The organism is Solwaraspora sp. WMMA2065 (genome assembly GCF_030345075.1).
Classification (GTDB): domain Bacteria; phylum Actinomycetota; class Actinomycetes; order Mycobacteriales; family Micromonosporaceae; genus Micromonospora_E.
Genome location: NZ_CP128361.1, coordinates 4,986,820 through 5,006,207, shown reverse-complemented (window position 1 = coordinate 5,006,207; position 19,388 = coordinate 4,986,820). Strand labels below are relative to the sequence as shown.

13 protein-coding genes are annotated in these 19,388 nt (G+C 70.4%); 5 read left to right on the top strand and 8 right to left on the bottom strand.

What is annotated here, in order from left to right:
- Nucleotides 1-15: 15 nt before the first annotated feature.
- A complete protein-coding gene (locus O7610_RS22790) occupies nucleotides 16-4,152 on the bottom strand; it encodes an Eco57I restriction-modification methylase domain-containing protein (protein ID WP_289211801.1) in 4,137 nt (1,378 codons plus the stop codon).
- Nucleotides 4,152-7,436: a DISARM system SNF2-like helicase DrmD gene (gene drmD / locus O7610_RS22785; RefSeq protein WP_289213670.1), complete on the bottom strand. Its 3,285-nt coding sequence runs from the start codon at nucleotides 7,434-7,436 to the stop codon at nucleotides 4,152-4,154. Before drmD ends, O7610_RS22790 begins: the two co-directional genes overlap by 1 nt.
- 135 nt (nucleotides 7,437-7,571) lie before the next feature.
- Here drmD and O7610_RS22780 point away from each other — a divergent pair, with 135 nt between their 5' ends.
- Nucleotides 7,572-9,692: a UvrD-helicase domain-containing protein gene (locus O7610_RS22780; RefSeq protein WP_289211800.1), complete on the top strand. Its 2,121-nt coding sequence runs from the start codon at nucleotides 7,572-7,574 to the stop codon at nucleotides 9,690-9,692.
- A 73-nt stretch (nucleotides 9,693-9,765) separates the two neighbouring features.
- Here O7610_RS22780 and O7610_RS22775 read toward each other — a convergent pair whose 3' ends face one another.
- From O7610_RS22775 to O7610_RS22760, 4 genes are all read right to left on the bottom strand, one after another.
- Complete coding sequence (locus O7610_RS22775; RefSeq protein ID WP_281552477.1) at nucleotides 9,766-10,374, bottom strand: hypothetical protein; 609 nt, start codon at nucleotides 10,372-10,374, stop codon at nucleotides 9,766-9,768.
- Between the two features lie 21 nt (nucleotides 10,375-10,395).
- On the bottom strand, nucleotides 10,396-11,004 hold the full coding sequence (locus tag O7610_RS22770; protein WP_281552476.1) for a hypothetical protein: 609 nt from the start codon (nucleotides 11,002-11,004) through the stop codon (nucleotides 10,396-10,398).
- 85 nt (nucleotides 11,005-11,089) lie between these two features.
- The gene (locus O7610_RS22765) at nucleotides 11,090-11,776 is read right to left on the bottom strand and encodes a response regulator (RefSeq protein WP_289211799.1); all 687 of its coding nucleotides are present in this window, start codon (nucleotides 11,774-11,776) and stop codon (nucleotides 11,090-11,092) included.
- The gene (locus tag O7610_RS22760; RefSeq protein ID WP_289211798.1) at nucleotides 11,773-12,978 is read right to left on the bottom strand and encodes a sensor histidine kinase; all 1,206 of its coding nucleotides are present in this window, start codon (nucleotides 12,976-12,978) and stop codon (nucleotides 11,773-11,775) included. Before O7610_RS22760 ends, O7610_RS22765 begins: the two co-directional genes overlap by 4 nt.
- A gap of 173 nt (nucleotides 12,979-13,151) precedes the next feature.
- Between O7610_RS22760 and O7610_RS22755 the strand changes: the two genes are divergently transcribed.
- Both O7610_RS22755 and O7610_RS22750 read left to right on the top strand, forming a co-directional pair.
- On the top strand, nucleotides 13,152-13,850 hold the full coding sequence (locus O7610_RS22755; protein WP_281552473.1) for an ABC transporter ATP-binding protein: 699 nt from the start codon (nucleotides 13,152-13,154) through the stop codon (nucleotides 13,848-13,850).
- The gene (locus O7610_RS22750; protein WP_289211797.1) at nucleotides 13,847-15,157 is read left to right on the top strand and encodes an ABC transporter permease; all 1,311 of its coding nucleotides are present in this window, start codon (nucleotides 13,847-13,849) and stop codon (nucleotides 15,155-15,157) included. Before O7610_RS22755 ends, O7610_RS22750 begins: the two co-directional genes overlap by 4 nt.
- A 99-nt stretch (nucleotides 15,158-15,256) precedes the next feature.
- Here the strand turns inward: O7610_RS22750 and O7610_RS22745 are convergent, their stop codons facing one another.
- On the bottom strand, nucleotides 15,257-16,477 hold the full coding sequence (locus O7610_RS22745; protein WP_281552471.1) for a hypothetical protein: 1,221 nt from the start codon (nucleotides 16,475-16,477) through the stop codon (nucleotides 15,257-15,259).
- A 195-nt stretch (nucleotides 16,478-16,672) separates the two neighbouring features.
- Between O7610_RS22745 and O7610_RS22740 the strand changes: the two genes are divergently transcribed.
- Both O7610_RS22740 and O7610_RS22735 read left to right on the top strand, forming a co-directional pair.
- Nucleotides 16,673-16,816 (top strand): hypothetical protein, encoded by a 144-nt coding sequence (locus O7610_RS22740; RefSeq protein ID WP_281552470.1) that lies wholly within the window; start codon nucleotides 16,673-16,675, stop codon nucleotides 16,814-16,816.
- A gap of 164 nt (nucleotides 16,817-16,980) precedes the next feature.
- Nucleotides 16,981-17,847, top strand: coding sequence for a S1 family peptidase (locus tag O7610_RS22735; protein ID WP_281552469.1), 867 nt, complete (start codon nucleotides 16,981-16,983; stop codon nucleotides 17,845-17,847).
- On the opposite strand, the gene O7610_RS22730 is transcribed toward O7610_RS22735, so the two are convergent.
- Nucleotides 17,841-19,310, bottom strand: coding sequence for an NAD(P)/FAD-dependent oxidoreductase (locus tag O7610_RS22730; protein WP_289211796.1), 1,470 nt, complete (start codon nucleotides 19,308-19,310; stop codon nucleotides 17,841-17,843). The two genes, O7610_RS22735 and O7610_RS22730, sit on opposite strands and share 7 nt — an antisense overlap.
- Between the last annotated feature and the right edge of the window lie 78 nt (nucleotides 19,311-19,388).

Here is a 19,388-nt window from a genome sequence, read left to right as displayed (position 1 = left end):
GGGACCGAATCGTTCTCAGAAGAGGGCGTCGGGGCGGGGGAACAGGGCGTCGTCGAAGGCAGGGGGAAGCGACTCGGATTCCGCTGACTTCCGGGGTCGCGGGACGGACTTGGTTGACTTGCGTGGGGTGCGACGTGAGCCGGAGTGCAGGCCCTTGCGGACTTCTTCGGCGTAGCGCTTGTGGTTGAGCTCCAGCAAGCGGTCAAGGATCTCGACCTGCACCGCCGAGTCGATCGTGAAGCGGATGCCCTGCCGGGTCTCGTGGAAGCCGTGGTTGAGCCGCAGGTCCGACCAGCCGTACGCCTCGGCAACCGCCTCGTCGATCTCGACGTGGATTTCGCGCAGCCGCCGGATGTCCGCGCTGGTCACGCCCTCGTCGTGGACCAGGTTGTAGAGCTTCGTCAGCCCCAACCCCCGACCCAACATCACCGACCGCCGGTACGAGTCCAACTCCTCACCAACCCGATCCATCCGGTCCGTCAACTCGGGCTGCGGGAACGTCTCAAAACCATCGGACGGCGTGTAACGCGCATCTGTCCGAAGGCTCGACTCACCTTTAACTGTCCACCACAAGAAGTGGAAGCCGCTAGTAAGTAGAGCTAGTCGCGCCACACGGTCCGTTGCAAACAACACAGCCGCCTCGCTGATTACTTGATCCGTCGATACAAATGCAGGCAGTCCTGTCCTACTGACACGCGTAATCGCGAGGACGCGGTCGAGCCCTTCGATGGCCTCGTACAGGTCGAGAGCCGGCCGAGTAAAGCGCCACCAGATTTCGCGCCTACGCCGATCGCTGTTAGCTGCCCGGAAGGGTTTGACTTCACGTTCGACGATAGCGAAGCAGTCTGGGTACTGCTGGGCGCGTTCGATGGGCCAGTCGTGGAAGTTGATGACCCAGCGGGTGGCCGAGCAGTCCGGGCTGGTGTTCAGGTCTTCACCGTTGAGGTAGGGGAAGAGGACGTCCTTGTTGCGCGGGTCCTTGGCGATCAGCGCCTGCGCCTGCTCCGGCTCCAGCAGGAAGCCGGTACCGAGGACGTACGAGCCGATGAACGACTGGCCGGCGTTGGCGGCGAGGCGGTGCGGGTTGCCGGTCACTCGGGACTCGGCGTCGAGCGACGGAGTGATGCCCCGCACCTTGCGGCCGTCGAGGATGCGCTCCTCACCGCTGCCGGCGTGCCCCACCCAGAGCAGCGACACCTCCAGCGAGGCGGTGCCCGGCCACGGCTGCGACTTGTTCGCCCGGTAGATCGTCCAACCCATGTCGATCGCCTGGTCCAGGCCGACCTCGCGGGTGTCGCCCTGGGCGATCGTGTTCGTGGCGATCAGCCCGACCCGGCCCTTCCCGGTCACCGCCAGTTTGCGCAGCAGGAAGTACGAGCACAGGTCGGCGCTGCCACGTCGACCCCGGCCGACCCGCTCCACCAGATACTCGCGAAGGTCGACACCGATCGATCCGGTTAGCCGCTGCCCGCCCACGAACGGTGGGTTGGCGATGACGGCGTCGAAGCCGGCGTGGTTGATGACCTCGGGGAACTCCAGCGGCCAGTGCAGGGGGCGGATCGGGGCGGGGCGGCTGCCCCGCAGCCAGCCGCTGATCGTGTCGGTCAACTGCCGGGTCTGCTCCGCCGACGCCTCGTCGTGCAGCACCGCGTACACCTGGTCGCTGATCGCCGACAGCCGGTCGTCGTACTTGTGCTCGGGATCGTCGTCGGGGTCGTCGTCCGGATCCCACGGGCGGCGCTGTGCCCGTACGGCGGTGGACAGCGCCGCGCCCACGACGGCGTCGGCGGCCAGCCGCAGCCCGTCCCCCATCTGCTCGATCAGGCCCAGCTTCGCCGCCTTGTCGGCGGCGTCACGGGTGTCCTGCACCACGCTCGCCTCGATCTGCTCCCGCAGCTCGGTCATCTCGGCGACCAGTTCGTGCAGCCGGTCGGTGACCGAGCCGTAGAGCCGGGCGTGCAAGGATCGCCCCTGCTCCGGGTCCAGGTGAAAGGCGGTCAGCTGGTCCAGCGAGGTGATGCCGACCAGCGAGTCACCGCAGCGCAGCGCATGGTCGAGGAAGCCGAACGGTCGTCCCTTGGCCAGGGTGACCAGCCACAGCGACAGCTTCGCCAACTCGACGGCCATGTCGTCGCGGTCCACCCCGTACAGGCAGCGGGCGGCGACCATCCGGCGGGCAACCAGCCGCAGCTCCTCCTCGGTGCGCCCGTCGGCGGGCAGGTCGGCCAGCTCAGCCGGCAGCTTGTCGCGCTGCCAGGCCCGCACCACCACCTCGGCCAGGTAGCGGCAGGCGGCCACCAGGAACGCGCCGGAGCCCATCGCCGGGTCCAGCACCTTCAGCTGCAGCAGCTCCTCCGCGCTCTTCGCCCGCCACACGCCTTCCTCGGCGACACCCTGCGCCGGACCGGGCGCGAAACACAACGGCGCCAAGGTGTGCCGGACGACCTCCTCGGCCAGCTCCCTCGGCGTGTAGTGGGTGCCGGTGGCGCGCCGGTCGCCGACCTGGGTGAACAGCACCGACCCGGCCGGGAAGATCGTCGGCAGGCCGCGCAGGTCGGTGCGGAGCAGCCCCCAGTACGGGCGGGCCCGCTCGGCCAGGTCGGCGTCGTTGTCGCAGGCGGCGTGCAGCGCCGCCACCTCGTCCGGCCGGGGTGTGCGGGCCAGCGCCCTGCTCACCTGGCCGGCGGTCAGGCCGCAGCGTTTCACCAGCCAGCCGCGGAACTCCGGCTCACCGAGCGCGGCCTGCTCGACCAGCTCGGTCAGCGGCAGCTCCGGCTCCAGTTTGCCGACCAGCCCGACGTGCGGCTGATCCACCCGCAGGCAGGAGAAGTCGAGCAGTCCTTCGTAGACGTGGCCGATCTGCTCCACCCCGAGGCTGGAGTAGCTGAGCTGCTCGGCGGCCTTGCCCCGGTGGCGCAGCACCAGCAGCGCGTCCAGGATCTCCAGGATCACCCGGTCGGTGACCGCCGCCCGGTGCAGCCAGCCGAACCGGGCCGGGTCGAACAGCGACCCGCCGTGCGCCGGGATCATCAGGTCCGGGTGGGTGCAGCCGCCGTGCACCGCCGCGAACAGGGCCAGCAGCCGGGGCCAGGCCGCCGCCCGCCGGTCGGTCACCTCCTCGCTGTACAGGTCCCGCGCCAGGCTCAGCTGGGCGTGCAGCGTGGTCGCCGCGTACGCCTCCTGGTAGAGCGGGTCACCGAGCGGCAGCAGCCGCTGCTCCTCGGCGTACAGCAGGAAGACCAGCCGCATCAGCACCGTCAACGCGCCCCGGTAGATCTCCCGGTCGGCGACGTCGCGTAGCAGTTCCCCGCCGGATTCGCGGTCCAGCCGGGCCAGTTCGCCGACGAACAGCTCCACCGCCCGGCGGACCTGGTCACCGAGGGTGGTGGTGACCTGGGTGAGGGCGTCGGCGCTGCGGACGAACAACCCGGCGAGGCTGGTCGACGCGGTGCCGTCCGGGTTGGCGGCCGGCGGCAGCACCCGGCTCGCCGCCAGCAGGGTGGCGAACGCCCGCAGCAGCAGCGGCTCCTCCAACCACAGGTCGGCGTCGAAGACGGCGACTCCGGTGGCGGTGCCGGGGCGGGCGTGCACCAGCGCCCAGTGCTGGCCGTTGGTGAGCAGCGCCACCGGGGTACGGGTGTCGCGGCACAGCTGTGCGGCCTGCTCAGTGGGTGCCGGCCGGTCGCCGGCCGGCCTGGTCAGCGGGGTGTCAGCCGGCAGGTGGTAGACGTGCAGCCGGGCGGCCCGGCCGCCGCCGGGCTCCGGCCCGTACATGATCCAGTCGGGTCGACGGCGACGCCGGTCGGCGCCGGCGAGGATCTCCGACGGCAGCGCGGTGCCGTCGCCACGGGCGCTGGCCGGGTAGCGCAGCAGCTCGGTCAGGATCAGCTCCACCCAGGCCGGGGCGAGCAGGTCCGGCGGGGCGTCGAGGATCTCACCCCAGCCTTGGCGGATTCGCTGGCGGACCTCGTCGGGCACGGTGTCCAGGCCGTCGGGCAGGGCGACGGTCAGCACCGGCACGGTCAGGAACGGCCCGTCCGGGCCGAGCAGGCCGAGCCATTCGGCGTGCTGTTCGTCGGCACGTTGCGGAGCCGGCCGGTACGGGCGACGGCCGGCAGTGGCTGCGGTGGCGGTGCTTCGGGTGGACGGCATCAGCGGGCACCTCGGGCGAGGGAGGCGGGCACCAGACAGGTGACGGCGGCGGGGAACCAGCGGGCGGTCGGGTCGGCGTAGCGGCGGCGCAGCGCGTCGGTTTCCCGCTGCCGCTGCGCCGGGATGTCGCGCAGCCGGTTCCGCAGGGCGTCCCGGTCGGCGTGCAGTTGTTCGCGTTCCAGCTCGAACAGCGACGGCTGTTCCCAGGACGGCGCGTCGTCGAGGCGGGCCCGGATGTTGGCCGCCAGTTCGTCGAGCACCGCCCCGATCGCGGTGACCTCCTCGGCGCAGCGCTGCTCCAGCAGGCTGTACAGGCTGCGTTTGCGCTGGTCGGCGCGGACGGCGAGGGCCCGGCTGAGCGGCTCGGACAGCGTCGGCCACAGCTCGACGAGCTGGCCCAGCATCGGCTCCGCCGGTGTCTCGTCGGTGGCGGCGGCGAGTAGCGCGTCCAGCTCCTCCTGGCGGGCGCGGGTCAGTTTGCCGGCGACGATCGGCCCGCCCGCGGTGATGATCTCCTCGTGCAGTCGGGTGCCTTCCGTGCCGGTGATCACCACCCGGCCGTGGGCGATCAGCGCCGGGCTGCGCAGCAGCTCGCCGGGGACGATCCGGGCGGTGACCCGGTGCAGCCGCTTCCCGGTGCCCGCGTCGGGGCCGGTGCCGGCACCGGAGGTGCTGCCGCTGGACCCGCCGCCGGTCCGTGACCACAGTTCGGCGCGCAGCAGCCGCAGGCACATGCCGACCAGCCGGTGCCCGAGGTGCAGCAGCACCACGTCGGTGCGGCCCTTCGCGGCGTCCGGGTCGAACGTGACCGGCCTTTCCCGGCCGGTGACCGGATGCAGCAGCCCGTCGGTGCGGGCCGTCGCCCACGCGCCGGGCAGCTCCGGCAGCCGGAACCAGGTGCCGGTGGCGTCCGCCGGGGTCGGGGCCGCGATCAGGTCGCGGCGGTGCGCCAGCCGCAGCGCCGTGCGGACCACCCGCTCCACCGTGGCCGGGGTCAGGTTCAGCTGGGTACGGCTGGCATGCAGCTTCTCGGTGAGCCGCTGCAGTTCACGGGCCAGGTCACGCTCGTACCGTAGCCGGGCACGGCTGGCCCGCCGGCCGATCTCGGCGTCGGTGGCCCGCCAGTCCGTACGCTTGCCGGTCATCTTCTGCTCGACCTGGGTGGCGATGACCTCACCGGCGCTGCCCAGGTCGGTGCGGATCGCCTCGACCTTCTCCACCGCCAGCCGCAGGAACGCCAGCTCGTCCTCAAGGGACCCGTCGGTGTAGTCGGCGTGCTGCCAGCCGGCCGGGACGAAGTGCAGCACCTGCACCTCGGCGGCCCGTTGACCGTGCCGGTCGATGCGGCCGTTGCGCTGCTCCAGCCGGTTGGGGTTCCACGGGATCTCCCAGTGCAGCAGCCGGTGGCAGTGGCGCTGCAGGTTGATGCCTTCGCTGGCGGCGTCGGTGGCCAGCAGCACCCGTACCGGGTCCAGGGCCGGGTCCTCGGTGAACACGTTCTTGACGTGTTCGCGGTCCTGCGGGTCCTGGCCGCCGAACAGCAACGCGATCCGTTCCGCCGGGTAGCCGGCGGTGACCAGCCGCTCGTGCAGCCAGCGTTGGGTGTCGCGGTACTCGGTGAAGATGATGACCCGTTCGTCGGACCAGTCGCCGCCCGGCCGCACGATCGGGTCCAGCCAGGCCCGCAGCGCGATGAACTTGGCGTCCGGCTGGTGCTGCGCCGACCGGGCCCAGGTCCGCAGCTCGGTGAGCAGCGCCTTCTCCTCGGTGGACAGCGGCGGCGCCCAGCGGCGTACGGCGGTCAGGGCGTCGGTTTCGACCTCGCCGTACGCCTGGTCGTCCTCGGTGGTCTCGTCGAGGCGGTCGATCACCGGCCGGAGCACCTTGTCGGCTTTGTCGCGTACCGGGGTGGTGTCGCCGGACCCGCTCGGGGCGCGCGCGGACATGGTCGCGAGGTGGGTGTCGACGGTTTCGGCGAACGCCTTCGGTGACGAGAAAAGTCGCCGTTTCAGCAGCGTGGTGACGAAGTCGGCGGCGAGTTGCCCGGCCCGGTCGGCGGCGGCGTCGCGGCGGCTGGCGGCGTAGCGGGACAGCAGCTCGTGGGCGTGCCGTTCGGCGGCCGGGTAGTCGACCTCAAGGTAGTCGAGGCGGCGCACCGGGAACCGTGGGCTGCCGTCCCACCTCGGCGGCAGGTCGCTCTTGAGCCGGCGGACCATCACCCGGGCCAGCTGCTCGTCGGTCGGTTTCACCCCTCGGGCGAAGCGCTGGTCGTCGAGCAGCTCCAGCAGCGCGGTGAACGACTCCAGGTAGCCGTTGTGCGGGGTCGCCGACAGGAACAGCCGGTGCTCGCAGTGCGGGACGAGGATCCGGATCGCCTTGGTCCGCTGGGAGTCGGTGGCGTAGCGGCCCCGGCCGGCCGGCGCGCAGGTGTGGATCTCGTCGACCACGAGCAGGTCGATGGCGCGCGGGTAGCGGGGGGCGGTCGGCAGCACCTCGCGGAGCAGCCGCAGCGGGCGGTCGCGTTTGAGCCAGTCGACGCTGACGATCAACCGGGGGTAGTGGGTCCACGGGTTCGCGTACAGGCCTCGGCTGCGTCGCAGGTCACGCAGCAGTGCGCTGTCGACGATGCGGAATTCGAGGCCGAACTTGTCGCGCATTTCGTCGCGCCACTGCCGGGTCAGCCCGGCCGGGCAGACGATCACCATCGTCCGGGCCCGGTGCCGCAACATCAACTCCTGCATGACCAGGCCGGATTCGATTGTCTTACCCAGACCGACATCATCGGCGATCAATAAGTTGGTGCGTGGCATGGACAACGCCCGGACCACCGGGTCAAGCTGGTAGTCCTCGATTTCCACGCCGGAACGGAACGGGGCCTGCAACGCCGTACGGTCGGCCGAGGCAATCGCACCCCAACGGACCGCGTCGAGGAATGCGTCCAGTTGGGCCGGGTCGTCGAACCCGTCACCCGGACCGGGCAGGACGGTGGAGTCGTGCACCGCCCGACCGGGCTCCAACTCCCAGACCACCCGCAACTCCTCGTCGCGGGCATCGTCCTCGACGCTGACCAGCCGTACCAGGTGCGGTGCCTGCCCGGTGAACACCTGCGGGTCGGCGCTGGCGACCTCACCGCGGACCACCTGCGCCGCCACCCACCTGCGGTTTCGCACCGTCACCAGTTGGCCTTCGGCGGGCACCGCCGACTGGTCCGTCAGGGTTGTGACAGCAGATCCACCACGCTGACCATCGTCGATAGTTTGGTGCGAGATGTCCGAACGGCCCATTCCATACGTACGTGCCTCCACTCTGCACCTTTCGTCGTTCTCCGCGCTCGGAACTGTTGCGTAGCATGGGCTCTCCGCGAACGCAGGCGTGCAGGCTAGTGCAATTCGTCCACACAGTCGACAGGGGTTACGACAGTGGCCAAGCTCGGAATCGCCAAGGACTTCCTGGCCGACTATGCCAAGCTGCAAAAACCCGTTCAGAAATCGGTTTCCGCCGTGATCGACAAGTTCGCGGCACACACCCACGCCGGCATCCACCTGGAGAAACTCGCCAACGCCAAGGACTCCCGCATCCGCACCATCCGGATCACCCAGTTCTACCGGGGCGTCGTACTCGCCCCGACCAGCGGCGACGAGTTCCTGCTGCTCACCGTCCTGCCCCACGACGACGCCATCGAGTACGCCACCAGCCGGCGGTTCACCGTCAACCAGGCCCTCGGCGTCCTCGAAGTCCGCAACCAGCAGGCCCTCGACAGCATCGAGCCAGCCCTGCAGCAGGCCGCCAGGGCCAACCCGAGCATGCTGTTCAGCCGGGTCAACGACGCCGACCTGATCCGACTCGGCGTCGACGCCGACATCCTCCCCCTGGTCCGGCTGCTCACCACCGAAGCGCACCTGGAAGCCCTGGCGAACCTGCTACCCGCCGCCCAGTACGACGCACTCACCGGCCTCGCCGCCGGATACACCCCGGAGCAGGTCTGGGACGAGGTCAGCGCACACCTGCCGACCAGCGCACCCGCCGAGCCGGTCGACCCGGACGACCTGGCCGCCGCCGCCGCCCGCACCCCGGACCGCTTCCACCTGGTCTCCGGCCCCGCCGAGCTGGCCAGCATCCTCGCCCACCCGTTCGACGCCTGGCGGGTCTTCCTGCACCCGACCCAACGGGAGATCGCCCACCGCCCGTCGTACGCCGGACCGGCGCTGGTCACCGGCGGTGCCGGCACCGGCAAGACGGTGACCGCCCTGCACCGGGCGGTGTTCCTCGCCGCCCGGATCACCGGCGGCCCGGACCGGCTGCTGCTGACCACCTTCACCCGCAACCTCGCCGACGCCCTCGACCGGCAGCTCGGCCTGCTCACCGACGATGCGCCGATACGGGACCGGATCGACGTGCTGAACGTCGACCGGCTCGCCTACCGGATCGTCGCCGAAACCCTCGGCCGCCAACCGGTCATCGCCGACGCCAGGACCGTCACCCGACCGCTGTGGGAACAGGCCGCCGACGCCACCGGCGGGCAGCACAGCGCCACCTTCCTGCAACGCGAATGGGAACAGGTGATCCTGGCCCAGGGCATCACCGAGCCGGCCGGCTACCTCGCCGCCCGCCGGCACGGCCGCGGCGCACCGCTGCGCGCCGACCAGCGGCTCGCCGTCTGGGAAGCGATCCGGCAGGTCACCGACGCGCTGCGGCAACAGGACCAGCACACCCACCTGCAGCTGGCCGACCAGGCGGCGAAGATCCTCGCCGAACGGCCGGACCGCCCGTACCGGCACGTCATCGTCGACGAAGGCCAGGACCTGCACCCGGCCCAGTGGCGACTGCTGCGGGCCGCCGTCGCCGCCGGCCCCGACGACCTGTTCATCGTCGCCGACCCGCACCAGCGCATCTACGACAACCATGTGTCGCTGGGCAGCCTCGGCGTCGGGATCCGCGGCCGCAGCCGCAAGCTGACCATCAACTACCGCACCACCCAGGAGATCCTCGCCTGGTCGGTGCGGCTGCTCACCGGCGTGCACCCGACCGGGCTGGACGACCAGCAGGACGACCTGACCGGCTACCGGTCGCCGATGCACGGCCGCCGGCCCCGGGTAGCCGGCCACCCGGACCGGGACGCCGAGCACGACCAGCTCGTCACCCAGGTACGCAGCTGGATCGACGACGGGGTCGAGCCACACGCGATCGCCGTCGCCGCCCGCAACGGCCACCTGGCCCGCGCCGCCCGCGACCGGCTCGGCACCGCCGGCATCCCGGTCAGCACCCCCACCGCCAGCAAGACCAACGCGGTACGGGTCGGCACCATGCACGCGATGAAAGGGCTCGAGTTCCGCTGCGTCGCGGCGATCGGCGTCGACGCCGACACCATGCCGGCCCGCTCGACGATCACCGCAGCCGACGACGACCCCACCGCGCACCGGCACGACCTGCAACGGGAACGCTGCCTGCTCTTCGTCGCCTGCACCCGCGCCCGGGACTCGCTCTACGTCTCCTACGCCGGTGCGCCCAGCCCGTTCCTCGACGCCCGGCCCACCCACTGACCAACCCCTTGAACCCTCCGCCACACAGCCCTGCTCAACGGACTCATGGCGGGGACCGCCCGTCGAGCCCGCCTCAACACTCGGCCGTCGAGGCGGGCTCGACGCAGACAGAGAGCCGGTGCGGGAAGTCGATCGAGCGAACGCCCCCGGTCGACCGGTAGGTCACCGTGACGGGTGGGGCCTCCCACAGGCCGGGCCGAACGGCCGTGATCTTGAATACGGTCGAGTAGCGTTCCCGGCTGGCATCGCTCGGCAGCAGCTCGACCGAAGCCGGGTCGACGGCGGTCAGACCAGGTGCGAACACGGGCGGGAACCGGTCGGTGAAGCCGACTCCGTCGGGTTGGTCCGGCGCCAGCGCCACCAGGCCGACGGAGTCCACGCTGACGACCGCCGAGTCGCTGGTCGCCATCTCAACGGAGATCAGCTGGACCGGAGAGCTTGTCACGTTCCGGAAGACGACCAGGCCGTCGTAGCGGCTCTGGCTGACCTCCAGCTGTGAGCTGTGCTGGCTGCCGCGCCCGGCCGATTCGAGGGCGACACCCCGATGATCGTCGTCGGCCAGGCCTGCGGACGACGACTGCCTGGGCGCCCCGCTATCCGGGCCGTCCGAGCCGCCGGTGCACCCGGCGACGCCGAACGCCAGGACCACAGCGAGGCCCAGGGCGGTAGGCAGCCTTCCCATGTCTCCCCACGTCACCCCTTGTTAACACCCGCCCTGCGGGTTCGGATACCACCAGGCCGTCGCCGGGTAGTCGTCCCGCTTCCAGCAGTAGTAGTTCGAACTGTGTGACGCGAGTGGGGCGTACGCCACCGCGTCAGCCGACGTGGTCACCGTGCAGTTGGTGTTGAGCCGATGCTTCCTGAAGCCGAACAGCCGGCCTTCTTTCGTCCGTACCAGGCGGGACGTCACCCCCGACGACAGCGGGATCGAGTGGCTCCAGCTGGTCGTGTGGCTCGACCCGACGGTGAGGTCGACACCGAAGGTGGTCTCAGCCGACGCGACGAGCGCACCGGCCGAGACCGAAAAGCTCGCCGACGTGGTGACCGAGATGTCGATCGTGCCGCTACCGGTGAAGTCGATGGACCCGGGACCGGTCTGCCAGTCGCTCGCGGTGTCGGTGGAGATCCAGACCTTCTGTGGCGACCAGACCTCGTAGGTCTCCTCGATCGGGCAGGCCTGGGGGACCATGTCGGCGGCCCGCACCGGAGCGACCGCGAGCAACGACAGCGCCGTGCCGGCCGCCACGACCATGGCGGCCCGTACCCCGCTCGGCAGGCACCCCCGCCCCATCAACAACAATGATCGGGACATATCGATACGGTAGGCGGGCCAGTCCACGGACCACAAGGCGGACCCGGGCAGCACGGTGCAAGATCTCCGACAGACGCCTCGGCACTCAGGTCAGGCCGGGGGTCAGCAGGCCGCTCTCGTACGCGAGGATGACCAACTGGGCGCGGTCGTGCGCGTACAGCTTGGTCATGATCCGGTTGACGTGGGTCTTCGCCGTGTGCGGCGAGATCACCAGGTCCTGGGCGATCTGCTGGTTCGACCGGCCGCGCGCGACCAGCAGCAGCACCTCGCGTTCCCGGTCGGTCAACTGGTCGAGCGCCTCGCTGGCCGGATTCGGCCGGCTCACCGCTGCGGCCGGTGCGTGGCCTGGCAGCACGTACCGCTCGATGAGGCTGCGGGTCGCGGCCGGCGACAGCAGCGCCTCACCGGCGTGCACCGCGCGGACCGCCCGGACGATCTCCTCCGGCTCCGCACCCTTGCCGATGAAGCCGCTGGCACCCGCCCGCAGCGCCGCCACCAGGTACTCGTCCTCCTCGAACGTGGTGAGGATCAGCACCCGGGTGTCGGCCAGCGCCGGGTCGGCGCAGATGGCCGCCGTCGCGCCGATGCCGTCGAGTTGCGGCATCCGGATGTCCATCAGTACGACGTCGGGACGCAGCGACCCGGCGAGCCCGACGGCCTGCGTACCGTTGACGGCTTCGCCGACGACGCTGATCTCGTCGTGGTCGGTCAGGATGTCGGTCACGGCCTGGCGGATCAGTGGCTGGTCGTCGACGACGAGCACGCTGGTCACCGGGGTTCCTCCTTGGGTAGCGGCAGGGTGGCGGCGAGCCGGTAGCCGCCCGGGGACAGGCCGGTTTCGACGACGCCACGGACCGAGGCGACCCGTTCCCGCAGACCGACCAGTCCGTGCCCGCTGCTGGGCACCTCGGGCCGGTCGTCGGCCGACCGGCCGGACACCGGATTCGTGACCATCACGTGGATCCGGTCAGGGTCGACCTCGACCTGGACATGCGCGCGATGCCCGGCACCATGCTTATGGGCGTTGGTCAGGCCTTCCTGGATCACCCGGTAGGCGACCACGTCGACCGCGCCAGTGACCGCCGACAGATCCCCGTCGGTACGCAGCGACACGTGGAGCCCGGCCCCGGTGAACCCGGCGACCAGCTGGTCGAGCCGGTGCATACCCGGCTGCGGGGCGGTCGCCGCCCCGTTGGCCGGGTCGTCGTCCTCGGTCCGCAGCACCCGCAGCAGGTCGCCGATCTCGGTGAGCACGGTCCGGGCCGCGCCCCGGATGACGCCGAGCGACTGCTGGGCCCGGTCAGGGCGGGTCTGCAGCGCCGACGAGGCCACCCCGGCGTTCAAACTGATCACCGAGATCTGGTGAGCGACGACGTCGTGCAGGTCACGGGCGATCCGCAGCCGTTCCTCGGTCACCCGTCGACGGGCCTCCGATTCGCGGGTCTGTTCGGCACGCTCGGCGCGTTCGAGGATAGCGAGCAGGTACTCCCGCCGGGACCGGGTGGCGTCGCCAGCGGCGGCCGCGAACGCGACCAGGACGATGACCTGGAACGCCCGGGGATCGAACACGCTCCCGATTGCCGTCAGGAGGTTGAGTAGGGTCGTCGCGACAACGGCGGCGCAGGCTGTGGTGAGCGTGGTCCGCCGGTCCGTGCGGTTCGCCGCGCCGAACATAGCGATCGACACCGCGAGCACCACGCCCGGCTCCAGCGCCCCGGTGGCCGCCACCAGACCGTAGACCGCGATACAGCCGGCCAGCACCGGCAGCGGCCAGCGCCGCCGCAGCGGCAGCAGCACGGCCGGGACGATCGCCAGGGCGACGGTGACCGGTCCGGCCTGCTCATGCTCGGGGACTTTGAACGGGGTGAGCGCCGTCGCGACGATGATCACCGCCGCGACGAGGTCACCGACCCACGGCGGTACGCGCGGACGCCGATGTCTCGGGTCCGCCGGCCCGGCCGTAGTGGTCGTCATGGCCCCAGTCTGCCGGCCGCCGTGACCGGGCAGGTCCACCTGTCGCGGTAATCCCCGATACCGCGCACGCGGTACGCGGGTGCCCGCCGCAGAGTGACGCGGCGGGCCGGGCCGTTGACGACGATGGAGACACCAGCCGGAAAGCGGCCTGGTCGGCGAATACGAGGAGTCCGATGGAAAGCCCTGTCATCTCGGCTGTCAACGTACAGAAAACGTACGGCCGGGGCGCGAACAGCTTCGACGCGTTGAAGGGAGTAAACTTCGACATACATGACGGGGAAAGCGTCGCGATCCTCGGCAAGAGCGGGTCGGGCAAGTCGACCCTGATGCACATTCTCGCGCTGCTGGACGCGCCAACGTCGGGCTCGATCATGCTCGGCGGCGTCGATACCCGTACGCTGCGGGGCAGCCGGCTCAACCAGACCCGCAACAAGACCTTCGGGTTCGTCTTCCAGCAGTTCTTCCTCACCTCGAACATCTCGGTGCTCGACAACGTCATGCTTCCGATGAAGATCGCCGGCGTGGGGCGCACCGAGCGCAGACGGCGCGGCATGGCCGCCTTGGAGCAACTGGAGCTGGTTGACAAGGCGAAGAACAAGGCCGCGAATCTTTCCGGTGGGCAGAAACAACGCGTGGTGATCGCGCGGGCGCTGGTGAACAATCCGCGGATCATCTTCGCCGACGAGCCCACCGGCAACCTCGATTCCGCGACCGGCACGGTGGTGGAGGACATTCTCTTCGGCCTCAACCGGCAGAACGGCATCACCCTGATCGTCGTCACCCACGACGAGGAGCTCGCGGCGCGCTGCGACCGCCGCATCCTCGTCCGGGACGGTCAGCTGGTCAGCGACTCGGCGGCGGTGCCGGCATGAAGATCTCCGACCTGGTCGGTTCGGCCACCGCGAACACCTTCCGGTCCAAGACCCGCACGCTGCTGACGATCCTGGCGATCTTCATCGGCGCATTCACCCTGACCCTGACCAGCGGGCTCGGCACCGGCATCAACGCGTACATCGACGACACGGTGACCGCGATCGGCGCCTCTGACGTCATGACGGTCGTGAAGACCTCCGAGCAGGGCGACGGGTTCGGCACCGCCGACGCCGGGCCGGCCGAGTACGACCCGGACACGGTGTCGAGCGGGGAGGCCGGGCCACCCGGGCAGACGGTCGTCGCGCTCACCCCGGCGGATCTCGAAGCGCTGGCCGACATCGAAGGTGTGCTCGACGTGCAGCCCACCAGGTCGATCAGCGCTGACTACATCCAGGTCGGCGACGGTACGCGCTACGTCGTCGACGTCGGCGGGCTGGTCGCCGGGCAGCAGACGCCGCTGGCGGCCGGGGCCGAGCCGGACAACTCGTCCGCCCAGCCGCAGCTCGCACTCCCGACGTCGTACGTCGAACCCCTCGGCTTCGCCGACGAGGCGGCTGCGCTCGGCGAGACCGTCTCGATCGCGGTCACCGACGCCGAGCGCACCCGGCAGGTGATCGAGGCGACGATCGTCGGGGTGGCCGAGGAGACCCTGGCGACCCCGGCCGGAGCCAGCATCGTGCCCAACGACGCGCTGACCGACGCGCTGTTCGACGCGCAGAACACCGGCATCCCCGCCGTCGAGGCGCAGCGGTACGCCCAGGCGAGCATCTGGTTCGACCCCGCCGCGACCGACGAGCAGATCGACGCGCTGAAGGATCGACTGGCCGACGCCGGCTACACCGGGAGCACGGTCGCCGACCAACTCGGGGCGTTCCGGACCGTCATCGACGGCATCGTCTGGGTGCTCAACGCCTTCGCGGTGATCGCGCTGCTGGCGGCGAGCTTCGGGATCGTCAACACCCTGTTCATGTCGGTGCAGGAGCGCACCCGCGAGATCGGCTTGATGAAGGCGATGGGCATGGGCTCCGGCAAGGTGTTCGGCCTGTTCAGCCTGGAGGCCACGGTCATCGGTTTCCTTGGTAGCGCGATCGGTGCGGTGTTGGCGATCGTGGCCGGTACGGCGATCAGCAGCGCGCTGGCCGACGGTTTCCTGTCGGACCTGCCCGGACTGACGCTGATCGCGTTCGAGCCGGCCCCGATCGCGATGATCATCCTGCTGGTGATGGCGATCGCGTTCCTGGCCGGCACGCTGCCGGCGTCGCGGGCGGCCCGGGCCGATCCGGTCGAATCGCTGCGCTACGAGTAGCAGCGACCGGGCCGGTCGACGGTCGGCAAGCACCACGTGCCTGGCGGGATCCGTTCCCGCCAGGCACGTCACTGCTGCCAATCAGGCTCCGCAGGTCGGTCAGGACGGAAAGTACGAGTTGGTGGTGGCACTGCTGTACGGGGAGTAGTTCCAGTAGTGGTACATCAGGGGCAGCTGACCCCACTTGGACCGTACGTACCTGCTGGTGCCGACCCAGATGCCGGAGTGATCGTCACTGGCGTACGACAGCTTCATGCTGGAGAACCAGATGTACGGCGGGTGCCAGCGGGTGTAGCTGCCATCGAGCCAGTACTGGTCGTCACCGGGGCTGTTCATCCACCGGTTGTTCGCGCTGGAAGTGCTGTACCAGGCGTATGAGTGGCAGTTGTACATGCGCGAGGCGTTGCTTTCCCGGGTGGCCGACGGATAAAAGCTGTCCACGTAGTTGTTGCCGTTGGTGATCTCGGCGCTGGTCAGCTCGTACGTCCTGGTGATCACCGTGACCGGGGTGCCGTTGGGGGTGTAGACGGTGCTGTAGTAGTCCAGCGTCCCGACGTCGTCGCTGACCGGGTGCGCGACGCTGGGATCGGCCAGGTGTGCCCGTACGGCGGCAACGGTGGTCTCGACCGCGCCCGGCCGCAGTTGCAGGCCCTCCCGCAGCAACTCCGAGCGGGTCCAGTCCCAGCCTTCCCGGATCGCGAGCGTGCGGCCCAGCAGCACCGCGGTCGGTTCCAGGCTGGCCTGGCTGTACGTCTTGGCGTCGGCCTGCTTGGCTCGGTGTACGGCGAGTCCGACGTGCAGCAACTCCGCGGACTGCGCCGTGGTCAGGGTGGCCAGCACCTGCGGCTGGGCGAGGACGGTTTCCAGTTTCCATGCGGTCATGACCCGGTCACCTGCTTCATCGAGCGTCTCACCGGGGCGGGCCGCAAGGTTCAGGGTCCGGTAGCGCTTCAGCAGTTCCTGGCCGGCGTCGGGGCGGCGGAGCAGTTCCTGCAGTCCGGTGAAGCGTGCGGTGACGGTCTCGAAGCCTTGTTGGACGCTGTTGAAGGCCAGGGCGTCGGGCAGCAGCGGGTACGCCAGGACGGCGTCGACGAGCAGCGGGGTCCGCAAGGCGGCGGCGGTCTTGTCCGGCATCTGTACGGCGTCGACCATCTCCTGGTGGCTGCTCAGCGCGCGCCACTGCGCGGTGCCGGGGGTTACCTGGTAGATGAAGGGTCGGTCGGCGGCCGAGACCGGGGTGCCGGGCGTGAGGGTGGCGACGAGGGCGCCGGTGATCGCTGCGACGAGGGCGCGCCGGGTGAGGCGGGCGGGACGGGACATCCGTGATCCTCTCGAGGAAGAACTGGATCGACACAGGAACACCATGATCGACAAGAATCGATCTGTGTCGCCCCGGAACGTTACCAGGGTCCACGGTTGTGGAATGGTCGCAAATTCAAGCAGGAGACGGTCAGTGTCAGACATTCATTGGACACCAGACCAGAGGGCGACATGATCGCCCGATGCCGCCCTCCCGTGCCAAACGTCCACCCCCAGGACCGCGCGGACATCCACTGGCCGGACAGCGGTGAGGCAGCTGTCGGCCGGCCATGGGCGCTGCGTACCACCTGGACGACCGTGCTGGACCGAATCGCCGACCCCGACCGGACCACCTTCTGACCAAAGCGGGACGCCGCCAAGTCAGACAACTGCCAGGATTGTTTTTCATATTTGCTATTGTCTAAGTAATTTTGCCATGTTAGCGCTTGCATCAGCATCGACACACAACAAAACTGTCAATATCCAGTAAGCCTGAGATCCCCAGTCACATTCAGGAGGGAACAGTGCGGCTCAGCCACACGACCAGTCGGGCCACCCGGCTGCTCGCCGTCGCCGTCGGCGTAGTCACCGCCGGCGCGCTCGCCCTGCCATCCGCCGGGGCAGCCGCCCCGGTCGTCTACACCGCCAGCGAACTAGCCCAGGTCAGCGACCTGGTGGAAGCCTCCGGCGTCGAAGGGATCGCCTGGCACGTCGACAGCGCCTCCGGTCGCGTCGTGGTGACCGCCGACAGCAGCGTCTCCCGCGCCGAGATCGCCAAGATCCGGCTGGCCGCACGCGGCAAGGCCAGCGCGATCCGGGTCGAGCGTACGTCCGGCGTCTTCACCCGGCTGGTCTCGTCCGGCGACCCGATCTACGGCAGCGGCGGCCGGTGCTCGCTCGGGTTCAACGCCGTACGCGGCAGCACCTACTACTTCCTCACCGCCGGGCACTGCGGTGAGGTGGTCAGCACCTGGTACAGCAACTCCGCGCAGACCAACCTGATCGGCCCGACCATCGACTACAGCTTCCCCGGTGACGACTACGCGCTGGTCCGCTACGACAACCCGGCGCAGAGCCACCCGGGTGGGTTCAGCGTCGGCGACGCCTTCGTCGGGCAGTCGGTGACCCGCACCGGTTCGACCACCGGCACCCACAGCGGTACGGTCACCGCGCTCAACGCCCGGGTCCGCTACCTGGGCAGCGGGGTCGTCCGCGGTCTGATCCGGACCAACGTCTGCGCCGAGCCGGGCGACTCCGGCGGCCCGCTCTACTCCGGGTCGACCGCGCTGGGCCTCACCTCGGGCGGCAGCGGCAACTGCCGGACCGGCGGCACGACCTTCTACCAGCCGGTGCGCGAGGCGGTCGACGAGTACGACGTGACGATCTACTGATCGGCCCGGTTGGCCGTCGCCGCTGATCCCGACCGGCGGCCGCCGCCACTGGTCGATCCGCGGCCGGGCCGGCCACCGGAGAGTGTGCTCTCCGGTGGCCGGCCCGGCCGATGTCGGACGGCCAGCAGCACCCGCAGCATCATCGCCGGAGTCGCCAACGACACCGGCCGGGCCAGCAGATGCTGCACCAGCAGCGCCTGCCGGGCCACCACCGGCGACGTGTGACAGGCCCGGGACACCAGGTTCCGGTACCGGTTGACCAGACCGGTACCGACCGGCCGGTGGCCCGTGGTCCGGGGATCGGCGAAGTCGGCTCCGACGGCGGTACGCCACAGTGCGTCGACCGCCCGGCCGGCCCGACGGTAGAAGGCACCGGCCAGCCGTGGCGAGGTCGGCCCGTACCGCCGCAGCGCCCGGTCCAACGCCCGAGCCTGCCGGGCGGCGGAGGTCACACCTTGCGCGTGGATCGGGTTGAGGCTGCAGATCGCGTCGCCCAGGACCAGGAATCCGGCCGGGGTACGGCGCAGCCGTTCCACCTGCCGGCGCTGATCGGTGGCGATCCGGTGGGTCAGCACCGGGCTGAGCGCTTCGGCCTTGGTCAGCACGTCGGCGATGGTGGGTGACGGGAGCTCCCGGGCGAAGTTCTCGAACTCGACCGGGTCACTCGGCGGCACCTCCCCGTGCCGGGAGCCGATGGTGATCAGCCAGCGGTCGCCTTCCACCGGCACCATGGTGCCGGTCCGGTGGCCGCCGGCCCGGTCGTCGACCACGACCGCGAGGGCACCGTCGAGGTCATCCGGGCCCCGCCGGACCAGCTGCGACGCGTACGCCGCGTCGACCCGTACCGCCGCGACCTCCGGTGCCGGGAAGCCAAGCTCGGCCAACTGGTCCAGGAAGCGGGTGTTGCGCCCGGTACAGGCGACGACCAGGTCGGCCCGGTGCTCGACCCCGTCCACCCGGACACCGGTGACCCGGGCATCGTCGACGCTGGCGCCGAGCATCCGGGCGCCGGCAGTCCGGCCGGTCGCGACGACCAGGCCGTCGACCGCGGTCCGGTCGACGACGGTCACGTTGCGCCGCTGCCGCAGCAGGCACCGACGGACCGCGTCCTCCAGCAGCGGCCGACTCGCCGACATGGCGAGGAACCCGAGGTCGGGACGGGCCCGGTAGCCGCCGCCCTGATGCCACACCAGGTCGGCGCCGTGCAGTGGGACGGCACCGGCGGCGGCCAGTTCCCCGGTGAGCCCGGGGAACCAGCCGTCAAGGAGCCGCCGACCGGCCGCCAGCAGCAGGTGGCCGTGGCGGCCCTGCGGGACGCCCCGGCGTGGCACCGCGTCGTCGGGCAGCCGGTCCCGTTCCAGGACCGTCACCCGATCGACGTGGTCGCTCAGCACCCGCGCGGTGGCCAGACCGGCGATTCCCGCCCCGATCACGATCGCGCTGGTGCCGTCGCTGTCGCTCACCCTTGTTTCGCCCTTCCGGGTCGAACCCGCCGACCCGCCGACAGGTCCTACGATCATCGGGCCGCGACCGGACACGGC